Here is a 22,191-nt window from a genome sequence, read left to right on the forward strand (position 1 = left end):
ATGCAATCCCTTACTCGCTTTGCGCGGAATTGGCCTGCTCCTCATCGCGCAGGCGATGCAAATGGGCGATGAAGTAGCGCATATGCGCATTGTCTACTGTGCGCTGCGCTTCAGATTTCCATGCGTTATAGGCGCTGTCATAATCAGGGAAAATTCCCACGATATGAATATCGTTCACATCGCGAAACTCCGTGCGGGCCGGGTCGACCAATTCGCCCCCAAACACCAAATGCAGACGCTGTGCCATAGATTATTTCCTTAACAAGAAGCCTTGAAAACCTGCGCGCACCCTAAGGTTTTGGCTCAGGCGGTCAAGCCAGTTTGACCCAAAAGCCGCGCCATGAATTTATCCACCAAGGCGCATGATCCTGCAAAAACGCCCGCACTTCGCGGGTCGGGGCGGTTAAAGCGCAAAGCCTGCCCCTCCCGGTCGCAGACCTTGGCACCTGCCTCGGCGGCAATAAGACTGCCTGCGGCGCTGTCCCATTCCCAAGTTGGGCGAAAGGTCAGCATTCCATCATAGCGCCCTTCGCCCACAAGGGCCAAACGATAGGCGAGAGAGGATCGAAAATGGCGGCTCACAGGTGGCGCGCCATGTGGCCAATAGCGCGGTTCAAAATTGACCTTGGTGGTCAGAATGCGCGCGCCCGCTTCTTCGGCATGACCTGAAATGCGCAAGGGTGTCTCATTGCACAGCGCCCCCCCATCGCGCGCAGCGGCATAAAGCCTGCCGACAGCAGGCAGATAGACCACCGCCGCACGCACGAGCCCATCTTCCACAACGGCCAATGCATGCGAGAAATCACCAGAGCCATCCATAAAGGCGCGGGTGCCATCGATGGGATCAACGATGAAACCCCGCTTCGCGGCCAGACGGGCAGGGTCATCTTGGCTTTCTTCCGACAACCACCCGTAACTGGGACGCCCGGCCTGAAGATCGCGCGCCAACATCTTGTCGATTTCCAAATCCGCTTCTGTGACGGGGCCTGCCCCTTCGGATTTTTCCCAAGCCTTGGGGTCATTTTGCCAATAGCGCAGGGCAATCTCGCCTGCGGCACGGGCCGCTTCTACCAATAGGGTCAGATCATCGCAATCTTGCCGCTCAGGCCCCTGCAAGCGTCATCTCCTCTACCAGAAGCGAGGGGATAACCCGCGACAGATGCTGGCGCGCATCATTTGCTGCACGGATCGTGCCAAGCATGTCGCGCAAATTTCCTGCAATGGTGCATTCATTGACCGCATAGGTGATTTCGCCGTTTTCAACCCAAAACCCTGACGCGCCACGCGAATAATCGCCTGTGGTTGGGTTGATGGAACTGCCGATCAAGGATGTCACCAATAGCCCCGTTCCCATCTCACGCAACAGCGTCTCACGTTCGACCTTTGGCCCGACCAAGGCGAGATTCCCAACGCTTGGCGAAGGCGGGCTAGTGAGTCCGCGCGCGGCATTGGCGGTGCTTTCCAGACCCAATTTTCGCGCAGTCGCCAGATCAAGCACCCATGAGGCCAGCTTGCCATCTTGTATGAAGGCGCGCTTTTGTGCCGCCAAACCTTCGGCGTCAAAGGGGCGCGAGCCGCCTGCACGCTTGCGCAAAGGGTCTTCCAGCAGATCAAACCCAACAGGCAAAACCGCCTCACCCAATGCATCGCGCAACCAACTCGACCCGCGTGCAATCGCGCTGCCATTGATCGCGGCCAAGATGTGACCGATGAGGGTTGAGGAGACACGTTCATCAAAGAAAACGGGATATTTCCCTGTTTTTGGCTTTCGCGCCCCTGCGCGCGCAGCAGCACGCATCCCAGCTTCGCGCCCTATTTCTTCTGGACTAATCAGATCACTGCGGAAAATGCGGCCATCCCCGTAGTAATCCCGCTCCATGCCTGTGCCTTCGCCTGAAATTGCCACGCAGGAGAGGCCATAATCACTGCGGGCGTAGCCGCCGGCAAACCCGTTGCTGCCCGCAAGAAAGATCGTGCGGTGGCTGTAGCCTGCATTTGAGGACTGAATTTGGGTGACTTTGGCAACGGCGCGGGCCGCAGCCTCGGCGCGGCGGGCTTCATCCTCCATCTCGGCGGGCAGAGGTGCCGCGCCGTCATCGCTTAACTCAAGACCTGATGCATCGCGCATTGAGCTGAGTTGCGCAGGATCGGCCAAGCCAACGGTTGGGTCTTCGGGGGCAAGCCGCGCCATAGTCACCGCGCGCGCGGCCATGTCACGCAGCGTGTCTGGGCGTAAATCTGCTGCCGAAACACAAGCCTGCCGTTGGCTCACCATGACACGAAGGCCCATTTCCGTGCCCTCGGATCGTTCTGCCTGCTCTAACGCGCCATTGCGCAAGCTCACTGTTTGCGAGACCCCTTGCACCACCATCGCATCTGCCGCATCCGCACCCGCAGATTTGGCAATGTCCAAAATCTGTTCCGCCAGATCCCGCAGCGCCGCTGTGTTCGAAGGGCTGTCTGTCATCGCAAAGCATCCTTTCTGGCCAAAACAGCCCGTCAGGGGCTATGCGTGACCTAAGCGCTGCAAGGACGCAGCGCAAGAACCCTTAACCTTTATTGCAAAGGCATTCCGTCAATCATGATCTTTCCCTCTTGGGTCAGATCAATTGCGCTTTCAAGCTGATCTTGGCCTTCGGTTCGGGTGGCGAAAAGATCAATTGCGCCTGCGATCATCGCAAATTGGCTTGGATCAAGATGGCCTGACTGGGTCATCGCCTCCAGAAAGGTGAAAAGCCCGCGCGCGCTGATATCCACCCGCGATGGCCCTGCGCCAGATGTCAGATCAAGCCCACCTGTCGCACGGAAATCAAGGCCTGCACCCGTGAGGGTGGCCCTGTTAATTTGCAGCCGCGCCAATGACAAAGGCAGACGGATCCCAGTTTCGGGGGCAGGCCCCAGACCACCTGCAAGATCGAGCTCAATCGCACCAGTTTCGCGGGGCAAAAGACCTGCGCGATCTATCCAATCCCAAACGGGGGGTTCGGGCATGGCATCTGCCACTGACACTGTGATGGCAAACGGCCCGCCCTCGCTGTTCAATAATGGCAGATTAGCGGCCAAGCGGCTTGGCCCAATGCGCCACAAAATGGGGATTTCTTCGCCAAATTCGGCCCCCAAAAGCACGCTATCGGTGCTGAGGCTTGCGCTAAGACTTTCGTCTGTTTCCCTGTAGCCGAGATTACCCGCCCCAAGCGCGAAGCCAAGCCGCCCTGCTTGATCCAGCCCCATCGGCTTTGCAAAAGCAGAAATCGGATTGCTGGCCACCAGTCCATTGGCCGCCTCAAACCCAAGTGAAGCTGTCTCGCCCCAGCCGTCAAGGTCAAGCGCAGCCCCCTCAAGCGCGAATTGGGCCAAAGCCCCGTCCCCGATTCCGCCTTGCACTGTGCCAAGGCCAAAACGATGCGCAATCGGTGTTGCTGAAAATACAGATTGTCCTTCAAAAGTGGTGCTGCGTAGGGCAAATTCACCCGCTTGGATCAACACGCCGCCCAAAGCCTGAAAGGCCAATTCTTCTGCTTCTGCATCCCACGTTAGCGTGATGCCGTTTGCACTTTGCACCGTCACCTCAGGCAATGCAGGCAGATCCACCATCAGATCCCGCGCGGGCCGTTCTGTAGGGGTCAGCGCGATCACAATCGTCTCAGGCAGTGTGATCACCACATCACCTTCCGCGTTTAGGGCAAAAAAAGCGCGGGCCGTTCTCATGCTTGTATATACGGCCGAATGCGGATCATCCGCTTCGATAATTTGCAGGCTCTCTACCAACACCTGTGTGCCGATTACCTGTGGCGCGTCAAAGCGAAACTCATGCCCTGCATCTGCGGCGATTTCGCGGAACGTCTCAAGCGCCATGTCAACGGGCGCGAGGCTTTGTGCAAAGGCAGGCAGAGAGGACAGGACAAAAGCCATAGATAGAGCTGGACGCCAAATATATTTTGAATTCATCTTTGACATTCACAGGCCCAACGGCGACACCGAAAGTATGTCCCAATGTTTCGCCCCCTGCGCTTAAGGTCAAGCGCCGATCCGCCTGCCCAAGAAATAGAAAGCCCCGCGATCATGTCTCATCTTTTTGAAACCGACCTATCGGGAAAAACCGTTGTAATCACAGGCGCAAGCCGTGGGATTGGGGCAGACACTGCCGCGCTCTTTGCGCAGTCAGGCGCAAAAGTTGCATTATTGGCGCGCTCAGGAGCGGATCTAAAAAACGTGGCAAACTCAATCGGTGAAGGGGCGCGGGCCTATCCCTGTGACTTAAGTGAGATAGGCAAGATTGCCCCGCTCTTTGACGAGATCAAAGCCGAGCTTGGCCACATTGATATCTTGATCAACAATGGCGCGCTGATTGCGCCCATCGCCCGGATGGGGGAGGCAGATTTGCAGGCGTGGGATAATCTGATGCGGGTGAATGTCACAGGGTTATTTGCAACCACACAGGCCTGTTTGCCCGATATGGTGGCGCGCGGTGCAGGCACAGTCATCAATATTTCGTCAGGGGCTGCGAAAAATGCGTATGAGGGGTGGAGTGCCTATTGTGCGTCAAAGGCGGCTGTGGCGATGCTGACACAAAGCCTTGATTTGGAATATCGTGATGCAGGTATCCGTGCGCTTGGGCTGTCACCGGGGACTGTCGCCACGCAGATGCAACGCGATATTCGGGCAAGTGGGATGAACCCCGTGTCGCAGATTGATTGGGCTGACCATATCGCGCCGCATTGGGTGGCGCGCGCTCTCTTGTGGATGACCACATCCGAAGCGGATGGGCATCTGGGCCAAGATATCAGCCTGCGCGATCCCACTTTGCGGAGTAAATTGGGGCTTGTGTGAGGCGAAAAGGAATTTTGCGATGATCAGGTTAGAGAGTTTCCCAGAAAGCTTGCCTCAAAGCCAAGCACCGCTGTGGCGCGTGACGCTTGATCGTCCCGACAAAGCGAATGCCCTGACCGAAGATATGCTTGCCACCTTGGTCAGCATCGCCAAACAGGCACAGGCGCATCCCAACTTGCGCGCGTTGGTTATTACGGGGGCGGGCGAAAAGGTCTTTTGTGCAGGTGCGGATTTGGACGCGGCCCGCGCGGGTCTGGCTACCTCGCCCCTCTGGGAGGCGTTGTCAGGCGCGATTGCCGCGCTGCCTTGCCTGACGATTGCGGCTCTGAATGGCACATTGGCAGGCGGCGCTATGGGGATGGCATTGGCCTGTGATCTGCGCCTCAGCGTTGATCGCGCCTCATTTTTTTACCCTGTCGCAAAACTTGGGTTTTTGCCGCAGCCCTCAGACCCCAAACGTCTGACTGCGCTCATAGGCCCTGCGCGCACAAAATTGCTGCTGCTGTCAGGCGCAAAATTTAACGCAAAAGAGGCCCTGTCCTTTGGGCTGATTGACAAGATCGTGCCACAAGAGGCGCTTTGGCAGGAGGCGCAACATATGGCCGAAGCCGCGATTTCGGGCAAAGCCGAGGTGCTGCGCGCCGTCAAGGCGATGATCCCTGACGGCACGGCATGACGGGCGGACGCGACCCTATCACATTGGACGTGATGATCATCGGCGCGGGGCCGAGCGCGCTAATGGCTGCCGATTATTTGGCTCATACTGGGCGGCGGGTTGTTTTGATGGAGGGCAAAGCCTCCCCTGCGCGTAAGTTTCTCATGGCGGGAAAATCAGGGTTGAACCTCACAATGGATGAACCGCTTGAGGCGTTTCTTGCGGCCTATGGGCCATCGGCTGCGCCGCTTGCGCCGATGATCCGCGCCTTTGGCCCTGAAGAAGTTATACGCTTTACCCGCGATACGTTAGGGCAGCCGATCTTTACAGGCAGCTCACGGCGTGTGTTCCCCAAGGCGATGAAAGCCTCACCCATGCTGCGCGCCTGGTTGCAGCGCCTGGGCGGGCAAGGCGTGGAGATTTGGCGCAATTTCACATGGGATGGATGGGGGCCAGACGGGGCGTTTCGCTTTTCTACAGCAGAAGGGCCGCGTGAGATCACAGCCACCACAACATTCTTGGCCCTTGGGGGCGCGAGTTGGCCGAATTTAGGCGGGCGCGGCGAATGGCTTGAATATCTGAGCGCGCGCGGGGTCGAAACGGTTCCGTTTCAGCCAATGAATATGGGGTTTCATATCAACTGGTCAGACCATATGCGCCCGCATTTTGGTCATCCGCTCAAATCCTTGATCTTGCGCGCGGGCGAAAAATCTGTGGCGGGTGAGATCGTGATCACCGCCAAAGGCATTGAGGGCGGCGGGGTTTACGCCCTCTCGCGCGAGATGCGAGAGGGGGCGATGCTCAGCCTTGACCTCTGCCCTGACCGCAGTCTGGACGATGTTGCAGCGCGTCTTAAAAAAGGGCGCAGGCGTAAAGACAGTTTGTCGAATATCCTGCGCAAATCCCTTGGGATAGACGGGGCAAAGCGCGCAGTTTTGTTCGAAATGTGCAAATCCCTGCCCACTGAGCCGAAAGCGTTGGCAGAGCGCATCAAAGCCTTGCCCATCCCCCATAGCGGTCCGTTTGGATTGGATCGCGCAATCTCTAGTTCGGGCGGGGTCGCATGGTCTGCGCTAGACGATACTTTGCAGCTTCGCGCCCTACCAAATGTCTATTGTATCGGCGAGATGGTCGATTGGGATGCGCCTACGGGTGGCTATTTGCTGACAGCCTGTTTTGCCACGGGCCTTTGGGCGGCGCGTGCAGCAGCCTAGCGGGCGTTGCGCGGCATCATGGCCAAGCGGATGAGACTGCGCTCCATCACTGCCAATTGCGGGGCTTGTGAACTTGAGCGGAGGGTCAAATCCGTCTCGATCAGGCTTTGCACCGCATCCTCAAGGCGTGTAATGCCCCAAGCCTGCGCTTGTTTGACCATGCGATCCCTGCGCGGGCCAAAGACCCCTGTTTTCGGAGAAAACCCCGCCGCTGGCCCCTGTGGATGACAGGCGGCCATATGCAGCGTGCGAAAATGGCGCAAGGCCGCGATACAAAGTGCAACCGCCGTGACCCCCTGACCACCAAGCCGTGCCATCAGGGCGCCGACACGCGCATGGGCGCCTTCGGCAGCGGCGTGTAAGATTTCGTCAATCTCCGCATCAATCGTGGCAGGCGCCAATGCAGCAACCTCCGCCGAAGAGAGAGGGCTCTCATCGCCCAGTTTATAGAGGGCCAGCTTTTCCAAGAGCTGCCTGAAATCGCCAGGATCAAGCGCGCGGGCGAGGGCGACCAAGTCACGAGAGGCATCTTGCGCGATTGCAGATAGCCCCGCCTTTTTCAATTCGGCCTCGACCTCAGCCTGACTGGGCGGATCATCATAAACGGCGATACAAAAAGCCGATTTTTGAGTTTCAAACAATTTTCTTAGCGCCGAGCGTGGTGTCAGTTGCCCCGCTGTTACAATGATTTGGGCGTCACCTGCGCCCCATTCGTTTATGGCGCTTGTGATCGCGGCGGCGGCGGCATCTGTTGCATCTTCGACAAAGACGGCGCGCGGGCCTGGAAAGAACCCTGTCGCCTTAATCGCGTCCAAAAGAGCCGCAGGATCACTGCGCAAAGATGCCCCCATCATACGGGTAAGGCGCATTTCACTTTCGGCATCTGGCCCCAAAAGCTTGGCAAGCAAGTCTTGTCGCTTAATTGCCACCCGCATCGCATCTGCCCCATAAATCAGAACGCCTGCCGCCCCTGTATCGGGGCGGGTGATAAACCGCGCCGCCTCGGAGTTGGAAAGCTTCATCGGGTTACATTGCCTTAAATAACGACATTCACAATCCGCCCTGGCACAACAATCAGCTTGCGGGGCGCGCGACCTTCAAGCACCTTTGCCACAGCCTCATCCGCCAGAACCAATTTTTCAACCTCTTGTTGCGGCATATCTTTCGCAACGGTCAGTTCCGAGCGGCGTTTGCCGTTGATCTGGATGGGTAAGGTGACGGTATCGGACACCAACATCGCCTCATCGGCTTTGGGCCACGGTGCGGTAGCTACCAAACCAGACCCGCCCTGGCGCGCCCAAATATCTTCGGCCAAATGTGGTGTCATTGGTGACATGAGCTGCGCCAAGATCAGGATCGCCTCACGCTGTGCGGCGGCCGAGGCGTTCGATTTCGCCAAAGTGTTGGTAAAGGCATAAAGTTTGGCGATCGCCGCATTAAAGCCAAAGCTTTCAATGCCGCTTGTCACATCAACAATGGCGCGATGCATGGCGCGCAGTAGGTCTTGATCGCCTGAACCTGCCACATCTTTCGGCATATCCGCGATTTTTTCGCTCAAGGCCCAGACACGGCCCAAATGTTTAAACGCGGCTTCGGCTCCCGCAGCCGTCCATTCCACATCACGCTCGGGCGGGCTGTCAGAGAGGACAAACCACCGCGCGGTATCGGCGCCGTATTGGGCTATGATCGCCACAGGATCGACCACGTTGCGTTTCGATTTCGACATTTTGGCGGAAGGGATGATCTCAACCTCCCGGCCATTCTTTAGGAAACCTTTGCCCTCGCGCAGCTCGACTTCTTCGGGGAAGTGATAGACGGGGCGACCATTTTGATCGCGGGTTTGATAGATCGCATGGGTCACCATGCCTTGGGTGAACAGTGCATTGAACGGCTCGGCGCATTTTGCGGGCAAATGCCCCGTCTTTTGCATCGCGCGCGCGAAGAAGCGCGAATAAAGAAGGTGCAAAATCGCGTGCTCAATCCCGCCGATATATTGATCTACATTCATCCAATATTCGGCCTCGGCGGCATCGGTGGGTGTTGCCGCGCGCGGCGCGGTGAAGCGGGCGTAATACCACGAACTGTCCACGAATGTGTCCATCGTGTCGGTTTCACGCTGCGCAGGCGCACCGCAGCTAGGGCAGCTGCAGTCGCGCCAAGTCGGGTGACGATCCAGCGGGTTGCCCGGAATGTCGAAACTGACATCGCGCGGCAGTTCGATGGGCAGGTTTTCCTTTTTCTCAGGCACAACCCCACAGGTGGCACAATGCACCACAGGGATTGGACAGCCCCAATAACGTTGGCGGCTTAAACCCCAGTCGCGCAGTCGGAACTTGGTCACGCCTTGGCCCCAACCCCTCGCCTCAGCGAGATCAATTGCGGCATCCACTGCGGTGTCACCTGTTTGCACCGCCTCGCCTCCAAAGCCGCGAGTATAGCGCACACGCTCGGCTTTGGTTGGCACGAAGGCTTCGGCCAAGGGGGCTTCTTCCGCGTCCTCGGCCACAAAAACGGGGGTGATCGGCAGATCGAACTTGCGCGCAAATTCAAAATCGCGCTGGTCATGTGCGGGGCAGCCGAAAATTGCGCCCGTGCCATAATCCATCAAAATGAAATTCGCGATCCAAACAGGCAATTCCCAGGACGGATCAAGCGGGTGGCGCACACGCAGGCCCGTATCACGGCCCTTTTTCTCGGCCTTTTCCAAGGCTTCGGCAGTTGTTCCACCTTTGCGGCAGTCTTGGCAGAATGCGGCAATCTCGGCGTTTTCTGCTTCGAGTGCTTTGGCCAAGGGATGATCGGGGGAGATACCCACAAAACTAGCCCCCATCAGCGTATCAGGGCGGGTGGTGTAAACATCAATCGTGCTGTGACCATGCGCAGGTGCAGTTAGCTCAAAGCCAAATTGCAGCCCGCGGGATTTTCCGATCCAATTCGCTTGCATCAGGCGCACTTTTTCGGGCCAATCGTCTAAACTATCCAGCGCGCCAAGCAAATCATCGGCCATGTCGGAAATTTTAAAGAACCATTGCGTCAACTCGCGCCGTTCTACGTCAGCACCCGAACGCCAGCCTTTGCCATCGATGACCTGTTCATTGGCAAGAACCGTCATATCGACCGGATCCCAATTCACCACCGCGTTTTTGCGATAGACCAAGCCCTGCTCTAGCATATCGAGAAACAGCGCTTGTTGCTGTCCGTAATATTCAGGATCACAGGTGGCAAATTCCCGATCCCAATCAATCGACAGGCCCAAGGGTTTCATCTGGCCGCGCATTGTATCGATGTTTTGATATGTCCAATCGGCAGGGTGGCCACCATTTTCCATTGCGGCATTTTCGGCAGGCATCCCAAAGGCATCCCACCCCATAGGATGCAGCACATTAAATCCAGTGGAGGATTTGAAGCGTGCGATCACATCACCCATGGTGTAATTGCGCACATGACCGATATGGATGCGCCCCGATGGGTAAGGGAACATCTCAAGTACATAATATTTTTCACGCGCAGGGTCGTGCTTTGCCTTAAAGATTGCGGCCGTATCCCATGCCTGCTGCCATTTCTCTTCAATCTGGGACGGATCGTAGCGCGACATTGCGAACTCCTGAAACATGGGGCTTTCGGGCCAAACGGGTATAGTCGAGCGCGTGTTTATGCCGCCCGCCTGAAGAGGTCTAGAGGTATGGCGTGAATTCGCCGCGTGATTACAGGCTTGAGTCGCGGATGCGCAATTGGCGGGCGCGGGTCAAGATCGCATCTTCAATCTGTCGCGTGGTTTCGCGGCTGACAGGGCCACCACGCGTGGCCAATGCAACGCGCAGCGCACGCGCATCCAATGCAGGGTCGCTGACATAGACCGTTGCACGATAGGCCGTGCCACCACCTGGGGGGGTGCCATAGCCAAAATCGATGATGCCGGAGAATGGGTCAGCTGATTCTATCGGAAGGAAATCGAGCACCTCGAGGCTGGCAATCCAAATGAAGCGGTTCACTTCGACCGTTACGTTTGGATCGTCAACGTTCTCAAACATATCCCATATCGTTTCTCGCCGATTTTCTTGCTCTGCAACTGTCGCATTTTCAACGACTTCGCCGTCATCGGTGCTGACTGGTCCGGTGACTAAGCTACATGCGCTTAGGACCGTTAAGGTGAGAGCCAAAAAACCTGATCGTCCGAAGGTCCATACCGCCATTTTACATTGCCTCTACTTTGATATGGTACGGCGCATCTGTATAGCTCAGAAGCCATGGCGCGTAATAAAGCTTATGTCGCTCTTCGTAACTGAGCAAAGACTTCGCAGCAATACCCTTGATCCCTCGAATTTTTACAGACCCTCCAGGACAGTGTTGCATCTCTGCATCACCACTTACGCAAGATTGTCTGTAAATGCCTCATTTCGTTGTAATCGTATTAAGAGTGGGCGAAGACAGCCGGGTACATTGTGCAGACGAACTGCACGGTGACGTTAATAGAAAAAACAGTAATTGAGGAATAAACCATGAAAAAGGTTCTCCTAGCTACTTCTGCTCTCGTTGCCTCCGCAGGCATCGCATCTGCAGACATCGCTCTGACCGGCTCCGCAGACTTTGGCTTCAAGGACTCTGGCGCAAACGGTACTGATGCTTACATCCACAACGAAATCGACATCAACGTTGTTGCGTCTACAACCACAGATGCTGGTTACACAATTGGCGCATCCTTTGACATCGACGATCAAACTGGCGCAACTGCTGGTTCTGTTAGCGATCAAGAGACCTATATTTCTGGTCCATTTGGCAAAATCACAGTAGGCGACGTGTCAGCTGCTGCTGACGGCCATGGTTTGGCTGACGTGGGCTTTGACGGAATTGGCATCGATGATGATGTGGAAGCTATCCGTGCACTCGGCACTGCAGATATTGTATACACCACAACATTTAATGACATGAGTGTTACAGTTTCTTACGCGATGGGCACAACTGCAGCTGGTGCGGCATCTGACGGTGACTACGGCATTTTGTTGGGCTTCAGCAACAGCGGTCTCGGTATAACCTTGGGTTACGACGTTGATGACAGCGCGACAACAAATGATTCTCGCACGTCTCTCGGCCTGACCTACTCTGTAGGTGGCATCAATCTTGCTGGTTTCTTTGCTGACAACAGCACCAACTCTGCGACCGGCTTCTCTGCGTCCTACGCGATGGATGCCGCCACAACTGTTACCGCAGTTTATGGCTCTACTGATGCAGCTGCAGATAAGTCTGACTTCGGCGTTGGCTTCAAAACCAGCCTCGGCGGCGGCGTATCACTCGCAGGTGGCGTTGGCCGTGTTGACTCCAACACTGTTACCGATCTCGGTTTCAACGTAGCATTCTAATCCAACTGGATTACTTGCATTGGGAAGAGCGAGCTTGGGCTCGCTCTTTTCTATTTATGAAAATCCTTATTTTCAAAGAAGTGAGTTGACGCATGTACAATCACTTAATCGCTGCTCTTACGGGCCTTCTTGCCGCTTCCAGCATAGCATATGCAGATACTACTGTGCTTGGTGCTGTGCGTGACATTCATCGCGGCGGATATGGTGGGGTCATTGAGTATCATTGGACGGATACCTTAGTTACGAAGCCTGAATTTTCCGCAGGTTGGGCCGGGGCCATACATAATGAATCTGACAATGATAGCTGGATCGGATTTGGTGTTAGTGGTGAGTACTCACTCAGCGATAGAATGTTTCTCGAAGGCAGCTTCATGCCGGGATACTACAGCCAGGGAGCTACAGACTTAGGCGGCAACTTGCACTTTCGTTCCACACTTGGCGTTGGAATGAATATTTCGGATAATTATGCAATTTCATTTGCGCTGAGCCACTGGTCGAACGGCAGTATCGAGAGATGGAACCCGGGGACTGACATGGCGATGATCCGTCTATCGATCCGACATTAAACAGAAAAAAATTCGAGTCCCATTCGTCGCGCGCTTGCGCTATAGGCGCATCCATGTCTGAACTGCACACATATATCGGCCTTCCCTTCATGAAAATGCACGGGCTCGGCAATGATTTCGTCGTCATGGACGCGCGCAAGCGCGAGGTCACCGTGACGACGGATTTGGCGCGATCACTTGCAGATCGTCATCGCGGGGTGGGGTTTGACCAATTGGCCTTGATCAAAAACGATCACGAGGCGGATTTAGCACTGATCTTTTACAATGCTGATGGATCACTTTCTGCAACCTGTGGCAATGCCACACGCTGCATCGCTGCCTATGAAATGGCGGCACAGGGCCTTAACCATATCCGCCTGCGCACAGAACGTGGAATTCTGATTGCACAGGATCGCGGCCATGGCCTGACCAGCGTTAATATGGGCCCTCCGTTGTTGGAGTGGCAGGATATCCCCTTAGCCGAAGCAATGGACACGCTGCATCTGCCCCTCGAAGGTGATCCTGTTGGGACAGGCATGGGCAACCCTCATTGCAGCTTCTTTGTTGAAGATGCCGAAGCGGTGGATTTGTCCGCCCGCGGCCCAGAAGTCGAACATCATCCGCTGTTCCCCGCGCGCACCAATGTGCAATTCGCCTCACTCCTTGGACCAGACCATCTCAGGATGCGGGTCTGGGAACGAGGAACCGGCATCACCCTCGCCTCTGGCTCATCCTCTTGCGCGGTGGCGGTTGCAGCGGCGCGGCGGGGTCTGACAGGTCGGGCGGTAAAACTGACCCTTGATGGCGGTGATATTTGGATTGAGTGGCGCGAGGATGGCGTTTGGATGACAGGGCCAACGGCCCATGTATTCACCGCTGAATTGACCGAAGATTTCATAAGTCGCCTGCAAAACCCATGACAAAGCCACCTGAATTTCGAACGCTTGGGTGTCGGCTCAATGCCTATGAAACCGAAGCGATGACCGATATCGCCACCGCAGCGGGCCTCAGGGATGCGGTGATCATTAACACCTGCGCCGTAACGGCCGAGGCCGTGCGCAAAGCGCGCCAAGAAATCCGCAAGGTGAAGCGCGACAATCCAAGCGCGCGGATCGTGGTGACGGGCTGCGCCGCACAAACCGAGCCCGAAACCTTTGCCGCAATGGGCGAAGTTGACCTCATCATTGGCAATCGCGAAAAGATGGAACCTGCAACATGGGCCAAGCTCAGCGGCCCTGATTTCATCGGCCAAACCGAAAAGGTCATGGTCGATGACATCATGTCCTTGCGCGAAACAGCCGAGCATCTGATTGACGGCTTTGGCACCCGCGCGCGCGCCTATGTGCAGGTTCAAAATGGCTGTGATCATCGCTGCACCTTTTGCATTATCCCATTTGGGCGCGGCAACTCACGCTCCGTGCCCGCGGGTGTAGTGGTGGATCAAATCAAACGCTTGGTCGACCGCGGCTATTTAGAGGTGGTGCTCACGGGGGTTGATCTGACCTCATGGGGGGCGGATCTCCCGCAAGCCCCCCATTTGGGCGATTTGGTCATGCGTATCTTGAAACTTGTTCCTGATCTGGCGCGCCTGCGGATTTCCTCTATCGACTCCATCGAAGCTGATCCAATGTTGATGGAGGTCATCGCCAACGAACCCCGCCTGATGCCTCATCTGCATCTGAGCCTTCAACATGGCGATAATTTGATCCTCAAGCGTATGAAGCGCCGCCATGCGCGCGAAGATGCCATTGCCTTTTGCGAGGAGGCGCGCCGCCTGCGGCCTGAGATCAAATTTGGCGCAGATATCATTGCAGGTTTCCCGACAGAAACCGAAGCACATTTCGAAAATTCCCTCAAATTGGTTGAGGAGTGCGGGCTAACCTGGCTCCATGTGTTTCCGTTCTCACCGCGCCAAGGCACGCCAGCGGCGCGGATGCCACAATTGCAAAGCGCCACAATCAAAGACCGCGCGGCACGACTGCGCGCCGCTGGGGATCGGGCCCTCGCCCAACATTTATCGGGCGAGATTGGCAAAACCCATCAGATTTTGATGGAAAATCCCCATCTTGGCCGCACCGAAGACTTCACTGAAGTCAGCCTCAATGAGGCGCAAGAAACAGGTCAGATCATCACTGCCACAATTTCAGGCCACAAAGACGGACGGCTTTTAGCCTAGATTGCTTCCGCCAAAAGTGCCTCGAAAAAGGCAAACGCCTCGGGGCTGTCCCAATGGGCATCTCCCATCAGCCGCGCAATCTCGCGTCCTTCGGGATCAATCACCAGCGTAATCGGCAAGCCAATCACCGACATTTGGCGCGCGATCTGTTGCTTGATGTCACGAAACATCGGCAGATGTTCTACGCCAATTTCCTCAAAAAACCTTCGGATCGCCTGCGGGGAATTGCGCCCCGTGGCGAGCGTGACCACTTCCAACTGATCTGAGCCAAACTGACGTTGCAATGCCTCTAGGCTTGGCATTTCTTCACGGCAGGGCGCGCACCAAGTGGCCCAAAAATTGAGAACCACATATTTCCCGCGATAATCGCTCAAGCGCCCTTCAACTTCACCCTCATCAACAAAAGGCAAATCCGACACAGGCACAGGCTCTGAGGCGATTACCAGACCGCGCATATCCCCATCACGGGGCAGCTGCGAAAGATCTTGCGCAAAGGCGGCATTTGCACAGAAACCCAAGGCAATGTAGAGCAGGGCAATGATACGGCGCGGGAGCATCCTAGCGGCATCCTTTCTTTGATCGGCGGATAAAACAGAACATGGCACAGAAATCTTCAAACGCAATGTGGGGCGGTCGCTTCGCCGCAGGGCCAGATGCTTTGATGGAGGCGATTAACGCATCCATCGGTTTTGACCAAAGGCTCAGCGCGCAAGATGTCACTGGCTCACGCGCCCATGCTGCTATGCTCGCCGCCCAAGGCATCATCAGCAGTAAAGATGCCGAGACGATCAGGGAAGGCCTGCTCACGATCTTGTCAGAAATTGAGAGCGGCACATTCGAATTTTCCACCGCCCTTGAAGATATTCACATGAATATCGAAGCGCGGCTTAAAACCCTGATTGGTGAGCCCGCAGGACGTCTCCATACGGCGCGGTCACGCAATGATCAGGTCGCTACCGATTTTCGCCTATGGGTGCGGGATCAAATGGATGCGGCCATTGAGGGGCTGCAGGCCTTGATCCGCGCGGCATTGGCGCAGGCCGAAGCGGGCGCTGATTGGGTAATGCCTGGCTTTACCCATCTTCAAACCGCGCAGCCCGTAACATGGGGGCATCACATGATGGCCTATGTCGAGATGTTCGCCCGCGATTTATCGCGTTTTCAAGATGCGCGCGCGCGGATGAATGAATGCCCGCTTGGTGCGGCCGCCCTCGCAGGCACATCTTTTCCAATTGACCGCCACATGACTGCAGAAGCCCTAGGTTTCGATCGGCCTATGGCGAATTCCTTGGATGCGGTTTCAGATCGCGATTTCGCCCTAGACTATCTCGGGGCGGCCGCCATTTGCGCGATGCATCTGTCGCGCTTGGCTGAGGAATTGGTGATCTGGTCTTCGGCACAATTCCGCTTTGTGACCCTGTCGGATCGGTTTTCAACAGGCTCCTCCATCATGCCGCAAAAGAAAAACCCTGATGCGGCGGAATTAATCCGCGCCAAAATCGGGCGGATCATGGGGGCGAATGTGGCCTTGATGACGGTCATGAAAGGTCTGCCCTTGGCCTATTCCAAGGATATGCAGGAAGACAAAGAGCAAGTCTTTGATGCCGCCGACAACCTCATGATCGCAATGGCCGCAATGGCGGGGATGCTGGGCAACATGAGCGCCAATAAAGACGCACTAGAGCGCGCCGCCGCATCTGGCTTTTCAACCGCAACTGATCTCGCCGATTGGTTGGTGCGCGAATTGGGTCTGCCATTCCGTGAAGCGCATCATGTAACAGGCGCGCTTGTCAAAATGGCCGAAGATCGGGGCTGTGATTTACCTGATCTCAACCTTGCGGATATGCAAACAGTGCAATCCAACATCACTGCGGCCGTGTTTGATGTTTTGGGGGTTCACAACTCGGTTGCCTCGCGTCAATCCTATGGCGGCACCGCACCCGATCAGGTGCGCCTGCAAATTGCACGATGGAAAGAAAGGTTGGCGTGATGGGGCGCTCTTTTGCATCATGGATTAAGCTGGGGCTATTGGCCCTGACTTTGGGTGGAACTTTGGCCGCCTGCGGCGCAGATGGCCCGCCTGAGCCGCCAAACGAAAACGCAGTGACCTACTAAGCCTGCGTGGCGTTTGGGTCATTTTCTTGCACCGCGTGTGGCGTTCTGCGTCTTGCCCGTTGAAACTAGGGCAAAGAGCCCCTAACGTCTGGGGTCAGACTGCTCATTTTAAGACGATTGACCATTCCAAGACCTAAGTTTGAGGCCCCGAGTTCCAATGGAAAAAATACCGATGACCCCGACAGGGTATAGCGCCCTTGATGCCGAGCTGAAGCATCTGCGTAGTGTTGAGCGCCCTTCTGTCATCAAGGCGATTGCTGAAGCGCGCGAGCATGGGGATTTGTCGGAGAATGCCGAATATCACTCGGCCCGCGAAAAACAGTCCTTCATCGAAGGCCGCATTAAGGAATTAGAGGGGATTTTGGGCCTTGCACAGGTCATCGACCCCAAGACCCTGTCTGGCCCGATTAAATTCGGCGCCACGGTTGTGTTGATTGATGAAGATACTGAGGAAGAAAAAACCTACCAGATTGTCGGCGAATCTGAGGCCGATATTGAAAAAGGTTTGCTCAATATCAAATCGCCCTTGGCCCGCGCTTTAATCGGTAAAGATGAAGGCGATAGCGTAGAGGTCAAAACGCCCGGCGGCAGCAAGGATTACGAGATCACGAAGGTGACCTACGTGTGATGATCCCCGCAGCATTGCCTCACCCCAGATTGATGCTTGCGCATCGCTTCACGCGGGACAAGCAGATTTGGGTAGGCCGTGCGGTTGGTTTTCTTCAATGCGCCGATGGCGCGATGTCCTTTGGACTGCGCGAAGGCATCGCGCTGGCCTTGGCCTTTCTTTGGATTGGGGCACTCAGCCTCACGGCGCTGGGCTTTGGCGGTGACACCCCGAATATGGCCGAGATGCTGAGCGGGGTCATGGTTGCGGTTGGGGCAATCTTGCCGCTTGTTTTGTTATGGATTGTCCTAAGCCTCCTGCGCATCACGCAAAGCCTGCGTCTTCAGGCCCAAGATCTGCGGCTGAGGCTTAATAATATTGAGGACGCGCTTCACGGCGGGGCTGTGCCTGCTGATTTGCGAGAGACACAAAACCGCATAGAGGCTTTGGCAGAGGCACAATTGGCCACCGATACAAAGCTCGTAAGTTTTACATCTTTGCGCCTGCAAGACCATGACCTGCGGGCGGCTGTGCCCCTAAGTCCGCCCCCTGCCCCAGATCGGCCAAAATCGGATTTATCGCTTATCGCAGCCGAGCCCGCCTTGAACCATCCGGTCACGCCCGCTGACTTTATTCGTGCGCTCCATTTCCCGAATAATGATCAGGACAAGGAGGGCTTTCGCGCCCTTCGCGCGGCCCTAGAAGACCCTGCAACCCGCCCTTTGATCCGCGCTGCACAAGATGTGTTGACCCTGCTCTCGCAAGACGGGATTTTCATGGATGATCTCAATCCAGACCGCGCCCGCCCTGAGATTTGGCGCAAATTCGCGAAAGGCGAGCGGGGCCGCGTGATTGCATCGCTTGGCGGTATTCGAGATTGGTCTTCCATCGCACTTTCCACTGGTCGGATGCGGCAAGACACAGCCTTCCGCGAAGCTGTTCATCAGTATTTGCGCGAATTTGATCGCGTTTTCTGTCAGTTCGAGCAGGCTGCAACCGATGAAGATATTGTCAAACTCAGTGCCACCCGCAGCGCACGGGCCTTTATGTTGCTCGGGCGTGTGACTGGGATTTTTGACTAAGGCCCCAAGGCCGCATGGATCGCAGAGCGCAACAGCGCCTCATGCCCCGCACCCAAAACACCGCCCTCCTCGGCATCACCATCGACAAGCATTTTTGCAAGATCATCAGGGGCCAAAGCGGCCAAACCCGCTGCAATCACCCGCACCTGCGCGGCATCTGGGATTTCACCCGCTAAAGCATAATCTGTGATCTCTTTCGCCATCAAAGACGGCCAACATTCTGCCAAAACAATAGGCCGCTCGATCCCGTCATAAGGCGCCACGGCAAGCGCAGACCCAAACCGCCCGCGTAAGGACTGCAATCTTGCGATCCCAAGGATCGCCTGTGATCCCACAGATCCCGTGGTGTAAAGCTTCCAACCCGGCTGCATTTTGCCATAGGCCAATTCAACTTTGCGGCGTTCTGGCAGATGATGTCCGTGGCGCAGGTCGCGCGCGGGCAGATCAGGGCAGGCCTGTGTTTTGGGCACGCACCAAAAGGGGCCAACCCCTGGAAAACGGCGATTAAGCGCGCGGGCCACATCGAACCGATTATTCGCATTATCTGGTTCGTCCTTAACCATCTGTGCAAAAAGCGGCCAAACCGATAGCGCATCGGCCTTGCCTGTCAGATGCTGTGCAAAGCCCGCAGGATAGGCGAAGGAAAAGTCAAAGGTCGCCAAGATACGTTCATCCCGCAAAAGGGCGTCTGTCATCACCTGCTCAAGCACGACCATCGCATCAGCGCGCGTGCGATAATAGCTCACCTGTGGCGTTGCACCATGCGCAGAATGCGCAATGAAAATCGCGTCCTTCGTGGGGGCTTTGGGGCTTGGGGTGGCTCGTGCCGACCAATCGACCACCACGATATGATCAAAGGGTCCCGCGCTCATAAGGTCATCTCAGCGGCCTGTTCCAAATCAGCCTTTGTATTGATGTTGAAAAACGCCTGTTCAAGTGCATCGAGAGGGGCAGAAACCCCGCCCAATCGCGCCATGACATCGCGCATTTTGCGGCCACCCCCCCGCAATTCTGCTGCCAATGGATCGGCCAAATCCACATCCCAAAGCGCAAATGTTGGATGTATGCCCCCGCTTTGATCCTCAGCAAAAACCAATGCGTCACGCCCTTGTGCGGCGCATAAGTGCGCCACGATATCGCTTGGAAAAAAGGGGCTGTCCGAGGCAAAGCTCATCACCCGCTGCGCCCCAAGCATCTTGGCTGCGCGCAAGGCCGCCAAAACGCCGCCAAGTGGCCCCATCGCGGCGAATGCGCCATCAGCAACCACATCAAGCCCAAGATCCGCATAAAGCGCGGGGTCGCCATTGGCGGAGAGGATCAAATGATCCACCTGCGGGCGCGCGCGCGCAATAACATGCGCATAGAGGCTTTGGCCCCGCAGCAGCAGCCGTCCCTTGTCTTGCCCGCGCATACGGCGCGCTTCCCCGCCTGCCAAGATCACGCCACAGATCATTGCTTTGCCCTTATCCATCCGCGCAGATTGCATCCTTCGCCCATCAAGGCTAGATCGCATGAGCAGAAACGACAATGGTGCAAGATGCGCAAAACCCCGTCAGACTCGGCCTATCTCTCTGGGATCATTGGTGGATTGCCGTTCCTGTTGGTGCTCCTGCCATTTGGTCTGTTATTTGGGGTTCTTGGCACAGAAGCGGGTCTGCCCCTGTCGCAAGTCATGGGATTTTCTTTCCTTGTCATTGCGGGTTCAGCCCAATTCACCGCGCTGCAGTTGATGACGGAAAATGCACCCGTCCTGGTGGTTTTGGCCTCTGCTTTGGCTGTTAATCTGCGCATGGCGATGTATTCAGCCTCGATCACCCCGCATTTAGGGGCCGCGCCTTTGTGGCAGCGCGCGCTGTTATCCTACATGTTGGTCGACCAAACCTATGCAATGGCCATGCAAACCTATGAGGCACAGCCTGAACGCTCGGTCAGATGGAAAGTGGTCTATTTCTTCGGACTTGCGACCCCGATCTGCCCCCTGTGGTATAGCGCGACCTATGCAGGCGCAGTCTTAGGAGCAACCATACCACCTGAATTTGCACTCGATTTCGCAGTTCCGATCACCTTTCTTGCATTGGTGGCCCCAGCCTTGCGCACACTTGCGCATATCGCGGCGGCAATGACCTCGGTGATTATGGCGGTCTTGCTAAATTGGATGCCCTATAACCTTTGGTTGATGGTCGCAGGGATCTCCGCCATGAACGTTGGCGCAGAGGTGGAACGGCGCATGAGCCTTGCAAAGGCGAAGCTGACATGAGCGCCTATTCCGAAACCACGGTCTGGCTGATCATCGCTGCGCTTGGCTGCGGCACTTATCTTGTGCGGCTGTCTTTTTTGGGGATTTTGGGTAACCGCGATCTACCAGAATGGGTCTTGCGCCATTTGCGCTATACGCCCGTGGCGATCCTGCCCGCATTGATCACGCCCTTGGTGCTATGGCCGCAAGCCACAGGCGGCGCGCTAGATGCCCCCCGATTGAGTGCGGCAATCGTGGCCTTGAGCTTGGGGGTCTGGCGCAAAAATGCCATCGCAGCTGTCTTTGCGGGCATGGCCACGCTGTACGGCGTGGGTTATTTCCTCGGCTAAATCGGCAAGGCAGTTGTTGAAAATACGTTTTTCAGAGCAAAGCTGGATTGCATCTTCGACACCCCCGGCAAACGGGCCAGATATTCGCGATGAACGCGGGCGAAATCTTCGCTGTCGCGTGCCACCACCTTTAGAAGATAATCCGCGCTGCCTGCCATAAGATGGCATTCCAACACATCTGGCACCCGCTTCACAGCCTGCTCAAAGGCTTGCAAAACCTCGTCCGCCTGTCCTGACAGGCTAATTTCCACAAAGACGGTTGTCATCCGACCAATCGCACGGTGATCCACCAAGGCGACATAATCTCGGATGATCCCCTCCTGCTCCAAGCGCGTGATCCGCCGATGACAGGACGAGGCGGACAAATTCACCTGTTCGGATAGCTCCGCATTGGTGATGCGGCCGTTCTTTTGCAAAACTTCCAAGATTTTGCGATCTGTGATGTCCAACTCAAAATCCATATCATCTCTCGCTAAAACAGCTTGCGCCCCGCCATGGTGACGGGGACGCATGTTTTATTCGTGCTTACTTTTTGGCCAGAGCATCACGGATTTCAATCAGAATGTCCAATTCGCTTGGGCCTGCAGGGGCTGAAGCGGCTTCTTCCTTCTCTGCTTCTGTCATAGATTTGATGCGGTTGACCAAACGCACCAGCATGAAAACCACAAAAGCTACGATCAAGAAATTGATGACCGCCATCACAAATTTCCCAATCGCAAAAACAGGCGCACCTGCTTCGAGCGCCACGGCAAGCGAGGCATAGTCATTTCCGTCTAAGGCGTAGAACCAACCCGAGAAATCAATCCCGCCCGTAAAAATAGCGATCAATGGATTGATCAAGTCGCCCACGAGTGACGTTACAATCGCGGTAAAGGCTGCCCCGATGATAATCCCCACAGCCATATCCATAACATTGCCACGGGCAATGAAGCTTTTGAATTCTGCAAACATATCTTTCCCCTTCTTGGGCGCAGAGCGCCCTCTCCGTTTTTGAACCCATCATGCCGCCGCATTAGCGTACGGC

Annotated in this window: 25 protein-coding genes; 13 read left to right on the top strand and 12 right to left on the bottom strand. The window is 56.0% G+C overall.

The window, feature by feature from the left end:
• Nucleotides 1-10: 10 nt before the first annotated feature.
• The 4 genes from AAC622_RS10200 to AAC622_RS10215 form a co-directional block, all read right to left on the bottom strand.
• Complete coding sequence (locus AAC622_RS10200; RefSeq protein WP_317656784.1) at nt 11-247, bottom strand: DUF4170 domain-containing protein; 237 nt, start codon at nt 245-247, stop codon at nt 11-13.
• Nucleotides 248-303: 56 nt separating this feature from the next.
• Nucleotides 304-1,116, bottom strand: a complete 813-nt coding sequence (locus AAC622_RS10205; RefSeq protein ID WP_340262213.1) for a 3'(2'),5'-bisphosphate nucleotidase CysQ — start codon at nt 1,114-1,116, stop codon at nt 304-306.
• A complete protein-coding gene (locus AAC622_RS10210) occupies nt 1,103-2,467 on the bottom strand; it encodes a TldD/PmbA family protein (protein WP_340262215.1) in 1,365 nt (454 codons plus the stop codon). The genes AAC622_RS10205 and AAC622_RS10210 overlap by 14 nt, the downstream gene beginning before the upstream one ends.
• An 89-nt stretch (nt 2,468-2,556) precedes the next feature.
• The gene (locus AAC622_RS10215) at nt 2,557-3,912 is read right to left on the bottom strand and encodes a hypothetical protein (protein ID WP_340262217.1); all 1,356 of its coding nucleotides are present in this window, start codon (nt 3,910-3,912) and stop codon (nt 2,557-2,559) included.
• Nucleotides 3,913-4,062: 150 nt separating this feature from the next.
• Here AAC622_RS10215 and AAC622_RS10220 point away from each other — a divergent pair, with 150 nt between their 5' ends.
• Genes AAC622_RS10220 through AAC622_RS10230 form a run of 3 tightly spaced genes read left to right on the top strand, consistent with a single transcriptional unit; the run spans nt 4,063 to nt 6,699 of the window.
• Nucleotides 4,063-4,830, top strand: a complete 768-nt coding sequence (locus AAC622_RS10220; RefSeq protein WP_340262218.1) for an SDR family oxidoreductase — start codon at nt 4,063-4,065, stop codon at nt 4,828-4,830.
• Nucleotides 4,831-4,849: 19 nt separating this feature from the next.
• On the top strand, nt 4,850-5,506 hold the full coding sequence (locus AAC622_RS10225) for an enoyl-CoA hydratase/isomerase family protein (protein ID WP_340262220.1): 657 nt from the start codon (nt 4,850-4,852) through the stop codon (nt 5,504-5,506).
• Nucleotides 5,503-6,699, top strand: a complete 1,197-nt coding sequence (locus AAC622_RS10230; RefSeq protein ID WP_340262222.1) for a TIGR03862 family flavoprotein — start codon at nt 5,503-5,505, stop codon at nt 6,697-6,699. The genes AAC622_RS10225 and AAC622_RS10230 overlap by 4 nt, the downstream gene beginning before the upstream one ends.
• On the opposite strand, the gene holA is transcribed toward AAC622_RS10230, so the two are convergent.
• The 3 genes from holA to AAC622_RS10245 all read right to left on the bottom strand — a co-directional run bounded on the left by holA (nt 6,696) and on the right by AAC622_RS10245 (nt 10,892).
• Entirely contained in the window at nt 6,696-7,721 is a 1,026-nt protein-coding gene (gene holA, locus AAC622_RS10235; protein WP_340262224.1) for a DNA polymerase III subunit delta, read from the bottom strand. The genes AAC622_RS10230 and holA overlap by 4 nt on opposite strands.
• Nucleotides 7,722-7,735: 14 nt before the next feature.
• Nucleotides 7,736-10,294, bottom strand: a complete 2,559-nt coding sequence (gene leuS / locus AAC622_RS10240) for a leucine--tRNA ligase (protein WP_340262226.1) — start codon at nt 10,292-10,294, stop codon at nt 7,736-7,738.
• A gap of 109 nt (nt 10,295-10,403) precedes the next feature.
• Nucleotides 10,404-10,892, bottom strand: coding sequence for a DUF3576 domain-containing protein (locus tag AAC622_RS10245; RefSeq protein ID WP_340262229.1), 489 nt, complete (start codon nt 10,890-10,892; stop codon nt 10,404-10,406).
• A gap of 306 nt (nt 10,893-11,198) precedes the next feature.
• Here AAC622_RS10245 and AAC622_RS10250 point away from each other — a divergent pair, with 306 nt between their 5' ends.
• The 4 genes from AAC622_RS10250 to mtaB all read left to right on the top strand — a co-directional run bounded on the left by AAC622_RS10250 (nt 11,199) and on the right by mtaB (nt 14,777).
• Nucleotides 11,199-12,056: a porin gene (locus AAC622_RS10250; RefSeq protein ID WP_340262231.1), complete on the top strand. Its 858-nt coding sequence runs from the start codon at nt 11,199-11,201 to the stop codon at nt 12,054-12,056.
• A gap of 92 nt (nt 12,057-12,148) precedes the next feature.
• On the top strand, nt 12,149-12,622 hold the full coding sequence (locus AAC622_RS10255; protein WP_340262233.1) for an acyloxyacyl hydrolase: 474 nt from the start codon (nt 12,149-12,151) through the stop codon (nt 12,620-12,622).
• 53 nt (nt 12,623-12,675) lie between these two features.
• A complete protein-coding gene (gene dapF / locus AAC622_RS10260) occupies nt 12,676-13,521 on the top strand; it encodes a diaminopimelate epimerase (RefSeq protein ID WP_340262235.1) in 846 nt (281 codons plus the stop codon).
• A complete protein-coding gene (gene mtaB, locus AAC622_RS10265; protein WP_340262237.1) occupies nt 13,518-14,777 on the top strand; it encodes a tRNA (N(6)-L-threonylcarbamoyladenosine(37)-C(2))-methylthiotransferase MtaB in 1,260 nt (419 codons plus the stop codon). Before dapF ends, mtaB begins: the two co-directional genes overlap by 4 nt.
• On the opposite strand, the gene AAC622_RS10270 is transcribed toward mtaB, so the two are convergent.
• Nucleotides 14,774-15,334, bottom strand: coding sequence for a TlpA disulfide reductase family protein (locus AAC622_RS10270; protein WP_340262239.1), 561 nt, complete (start codon nt 15,332-15,334; stop codon nt 14,774-14,776). The genes mtaB and AAC622_RS10270 overlap by 4 nt on opposite strands.
• Nucleotides 15,335-15,375: 41 nt before the next feature.
• On the opposite strand from AAC622_RS10270, the gene argH reads away from it, so the two are divergent.
• The 4 genes from argH (at nt 15,376) to AAC622_RS10290 (ending at nt 18,581) form a co-directional block, all read left to right on the top strand.
• Nucleotides 15,376-16,767, top strand: a complete 1,392-nt coding sequence (argH, locus tag AAC622_RS10275; RefSeq protein WP_340262241.1) for an argininosuccinate lyase — start codon at nt 15,376-15,378, stop codon at nt 16,765-16,767.
• The gene (locus tag AAC622_RS10280; RefSeq protein ID WP_340262243.1) at nt 16,767-16,892 is read left to right on the top strand and encodes a hypothetical protein; all 126 of its coding nucleotides are present in this window, start codon (nt 16,767-16,769) and stop codon (nt 16,890-16,892) included. Before argH ends, AAC622_RS10280 begins: the two co-directional genes overlap by 1 nt.
• A gap of 157 nt (nt 16,893-17,049) precedes the next feature.
• Entirely contained in the window at nt 17,050-17,520 is a 471-nt protein-coding gene (gene greA, locus AAC622_RS10285; protein ID WP_317656815.1) for a transcription elongation factor GreA, read from the top strand.
• Nucleotides 17,520-18,581, top strand: coding sequence for a hypothetical protein (locus AAC622_RS10290; RefSeq protein ID WP_340262245.1), 1,062 nt, complete (start codon nt 17,520-17,522; stop codon nt 18,579-18,581). The genes greA and AAC622_RS10290 overlap by 1 nt, the downstream gene beginning before the upstream one ends.
• On the opposite strand, the gene AAC622_RS10295 is transcribed toward AAC622_RS10290, so the two are convergent.
• Both AAC622_RS10295 and mobA read right to left on the bottom strand, forming a co-directional pair.
• Complete coding sequence (locus tag AAC622_RS10295; RefSeq protein WP_340262247.1) at nt 18,578-19,453, bottom strand: molybdopterin guanine dinucleotide synthesis; 876 nt, start codon at nt 19,451-19,453, stop codon at nt 18,578-18,580. The genes AAC622_RS10290 and AAC622_RS10295 overlap by 4 nt on opposite strands.
• Nucleotides 19,450-20,052: a molybdenum cofactor guanylyltransferase MobA gene (gene mobA, locus AAC622_RS10300; protein ID WP_340262249.1), complete on the bottom strand. Its 603-nt coding sequence runs from the start codon at nt 20,050-20,052 to the stop codon at nt 19,450-19,452. The genes AAC622_RS10295 and mobA overlap by 4 nt, the downstream gene beginning before the upstream one ends.
• Before the next feature lie 66 nt (nt 20,053-20,118).
• On the opposite strand from mobA, the gene AAC622_RS10305 reads away from it, so the two are divergent.
• Nucleotides 20,119-20,838 carry an AzlC family ABC transporter permease gene (locus AAC622_RS10305; protein ID WP_340262251.1) on the top strand — a complete coding sequence of 240 codons (720 nt, stop codon included), beginning with the start codon at nt 20,119-20,121 and terminating at the stop codon, nt 20,836-20,838.
• Nucleotides 20,835-21,167, top strand: coding sequence for an AzlD domain-containing protein (locus AAC622_RS10310; RefSeq protein WP_340262253.1), 333 nt, complete (start codon nt 20,835-20,837; stop codon nt 21,165-21,167). Before AAC622_RS10305 ends, AAC622_RS10310 begins: the two co-directional genes overlap by 4 nt.
• On the opposite strand, the gene AAC622_RS10315 is transcribed toward AAC622_RS10310, so the two are convergent.
• Both AAC622_RS10315 and mscL read right to left on the bottom strand, forming a co-directional pair.
• Nucleotides 21,164-21,628 (bottom strand): Lrp/AsnC family transcriptional regulator, encoded by a 465-nt coding sequence (locus tag AAC622_RS10315; RefSeq protein ID WP_340262255.1) that lies wholly within the window; start codon nt 21,626-21,628, stop codon nt 21,164-21,166. The two genes, AAC622_RS10310 and AAC622_RS10315, sit on opposite strands and share 4 nt — an antisense overlap.
• Before the next feature lie 64 nt (nt 21,629-21,692).
• Complete coding sequence (gene mscL / locus AAC622_RS10320; RefSeq protein ID WP_317656822.1) at nt 21,693-22,118, bottom strand: large conductance mechanosensitive channel protein MscL; 426 nt, start codon at nt 22,116-22,118, stop codon at nt 21,693-21,695.
• Nucleotides 22,119-22,191: the final 73 nt, after the last annotated feature.

This window comes from Roseobacter sp. HKCCA0882, assembly GCF_037805225.1.
GTDB lineage: Bacteria > Pseudomonadota > Alphaproteobacteria > Rhodobacterales > Rhodobacteraceae > M30B80.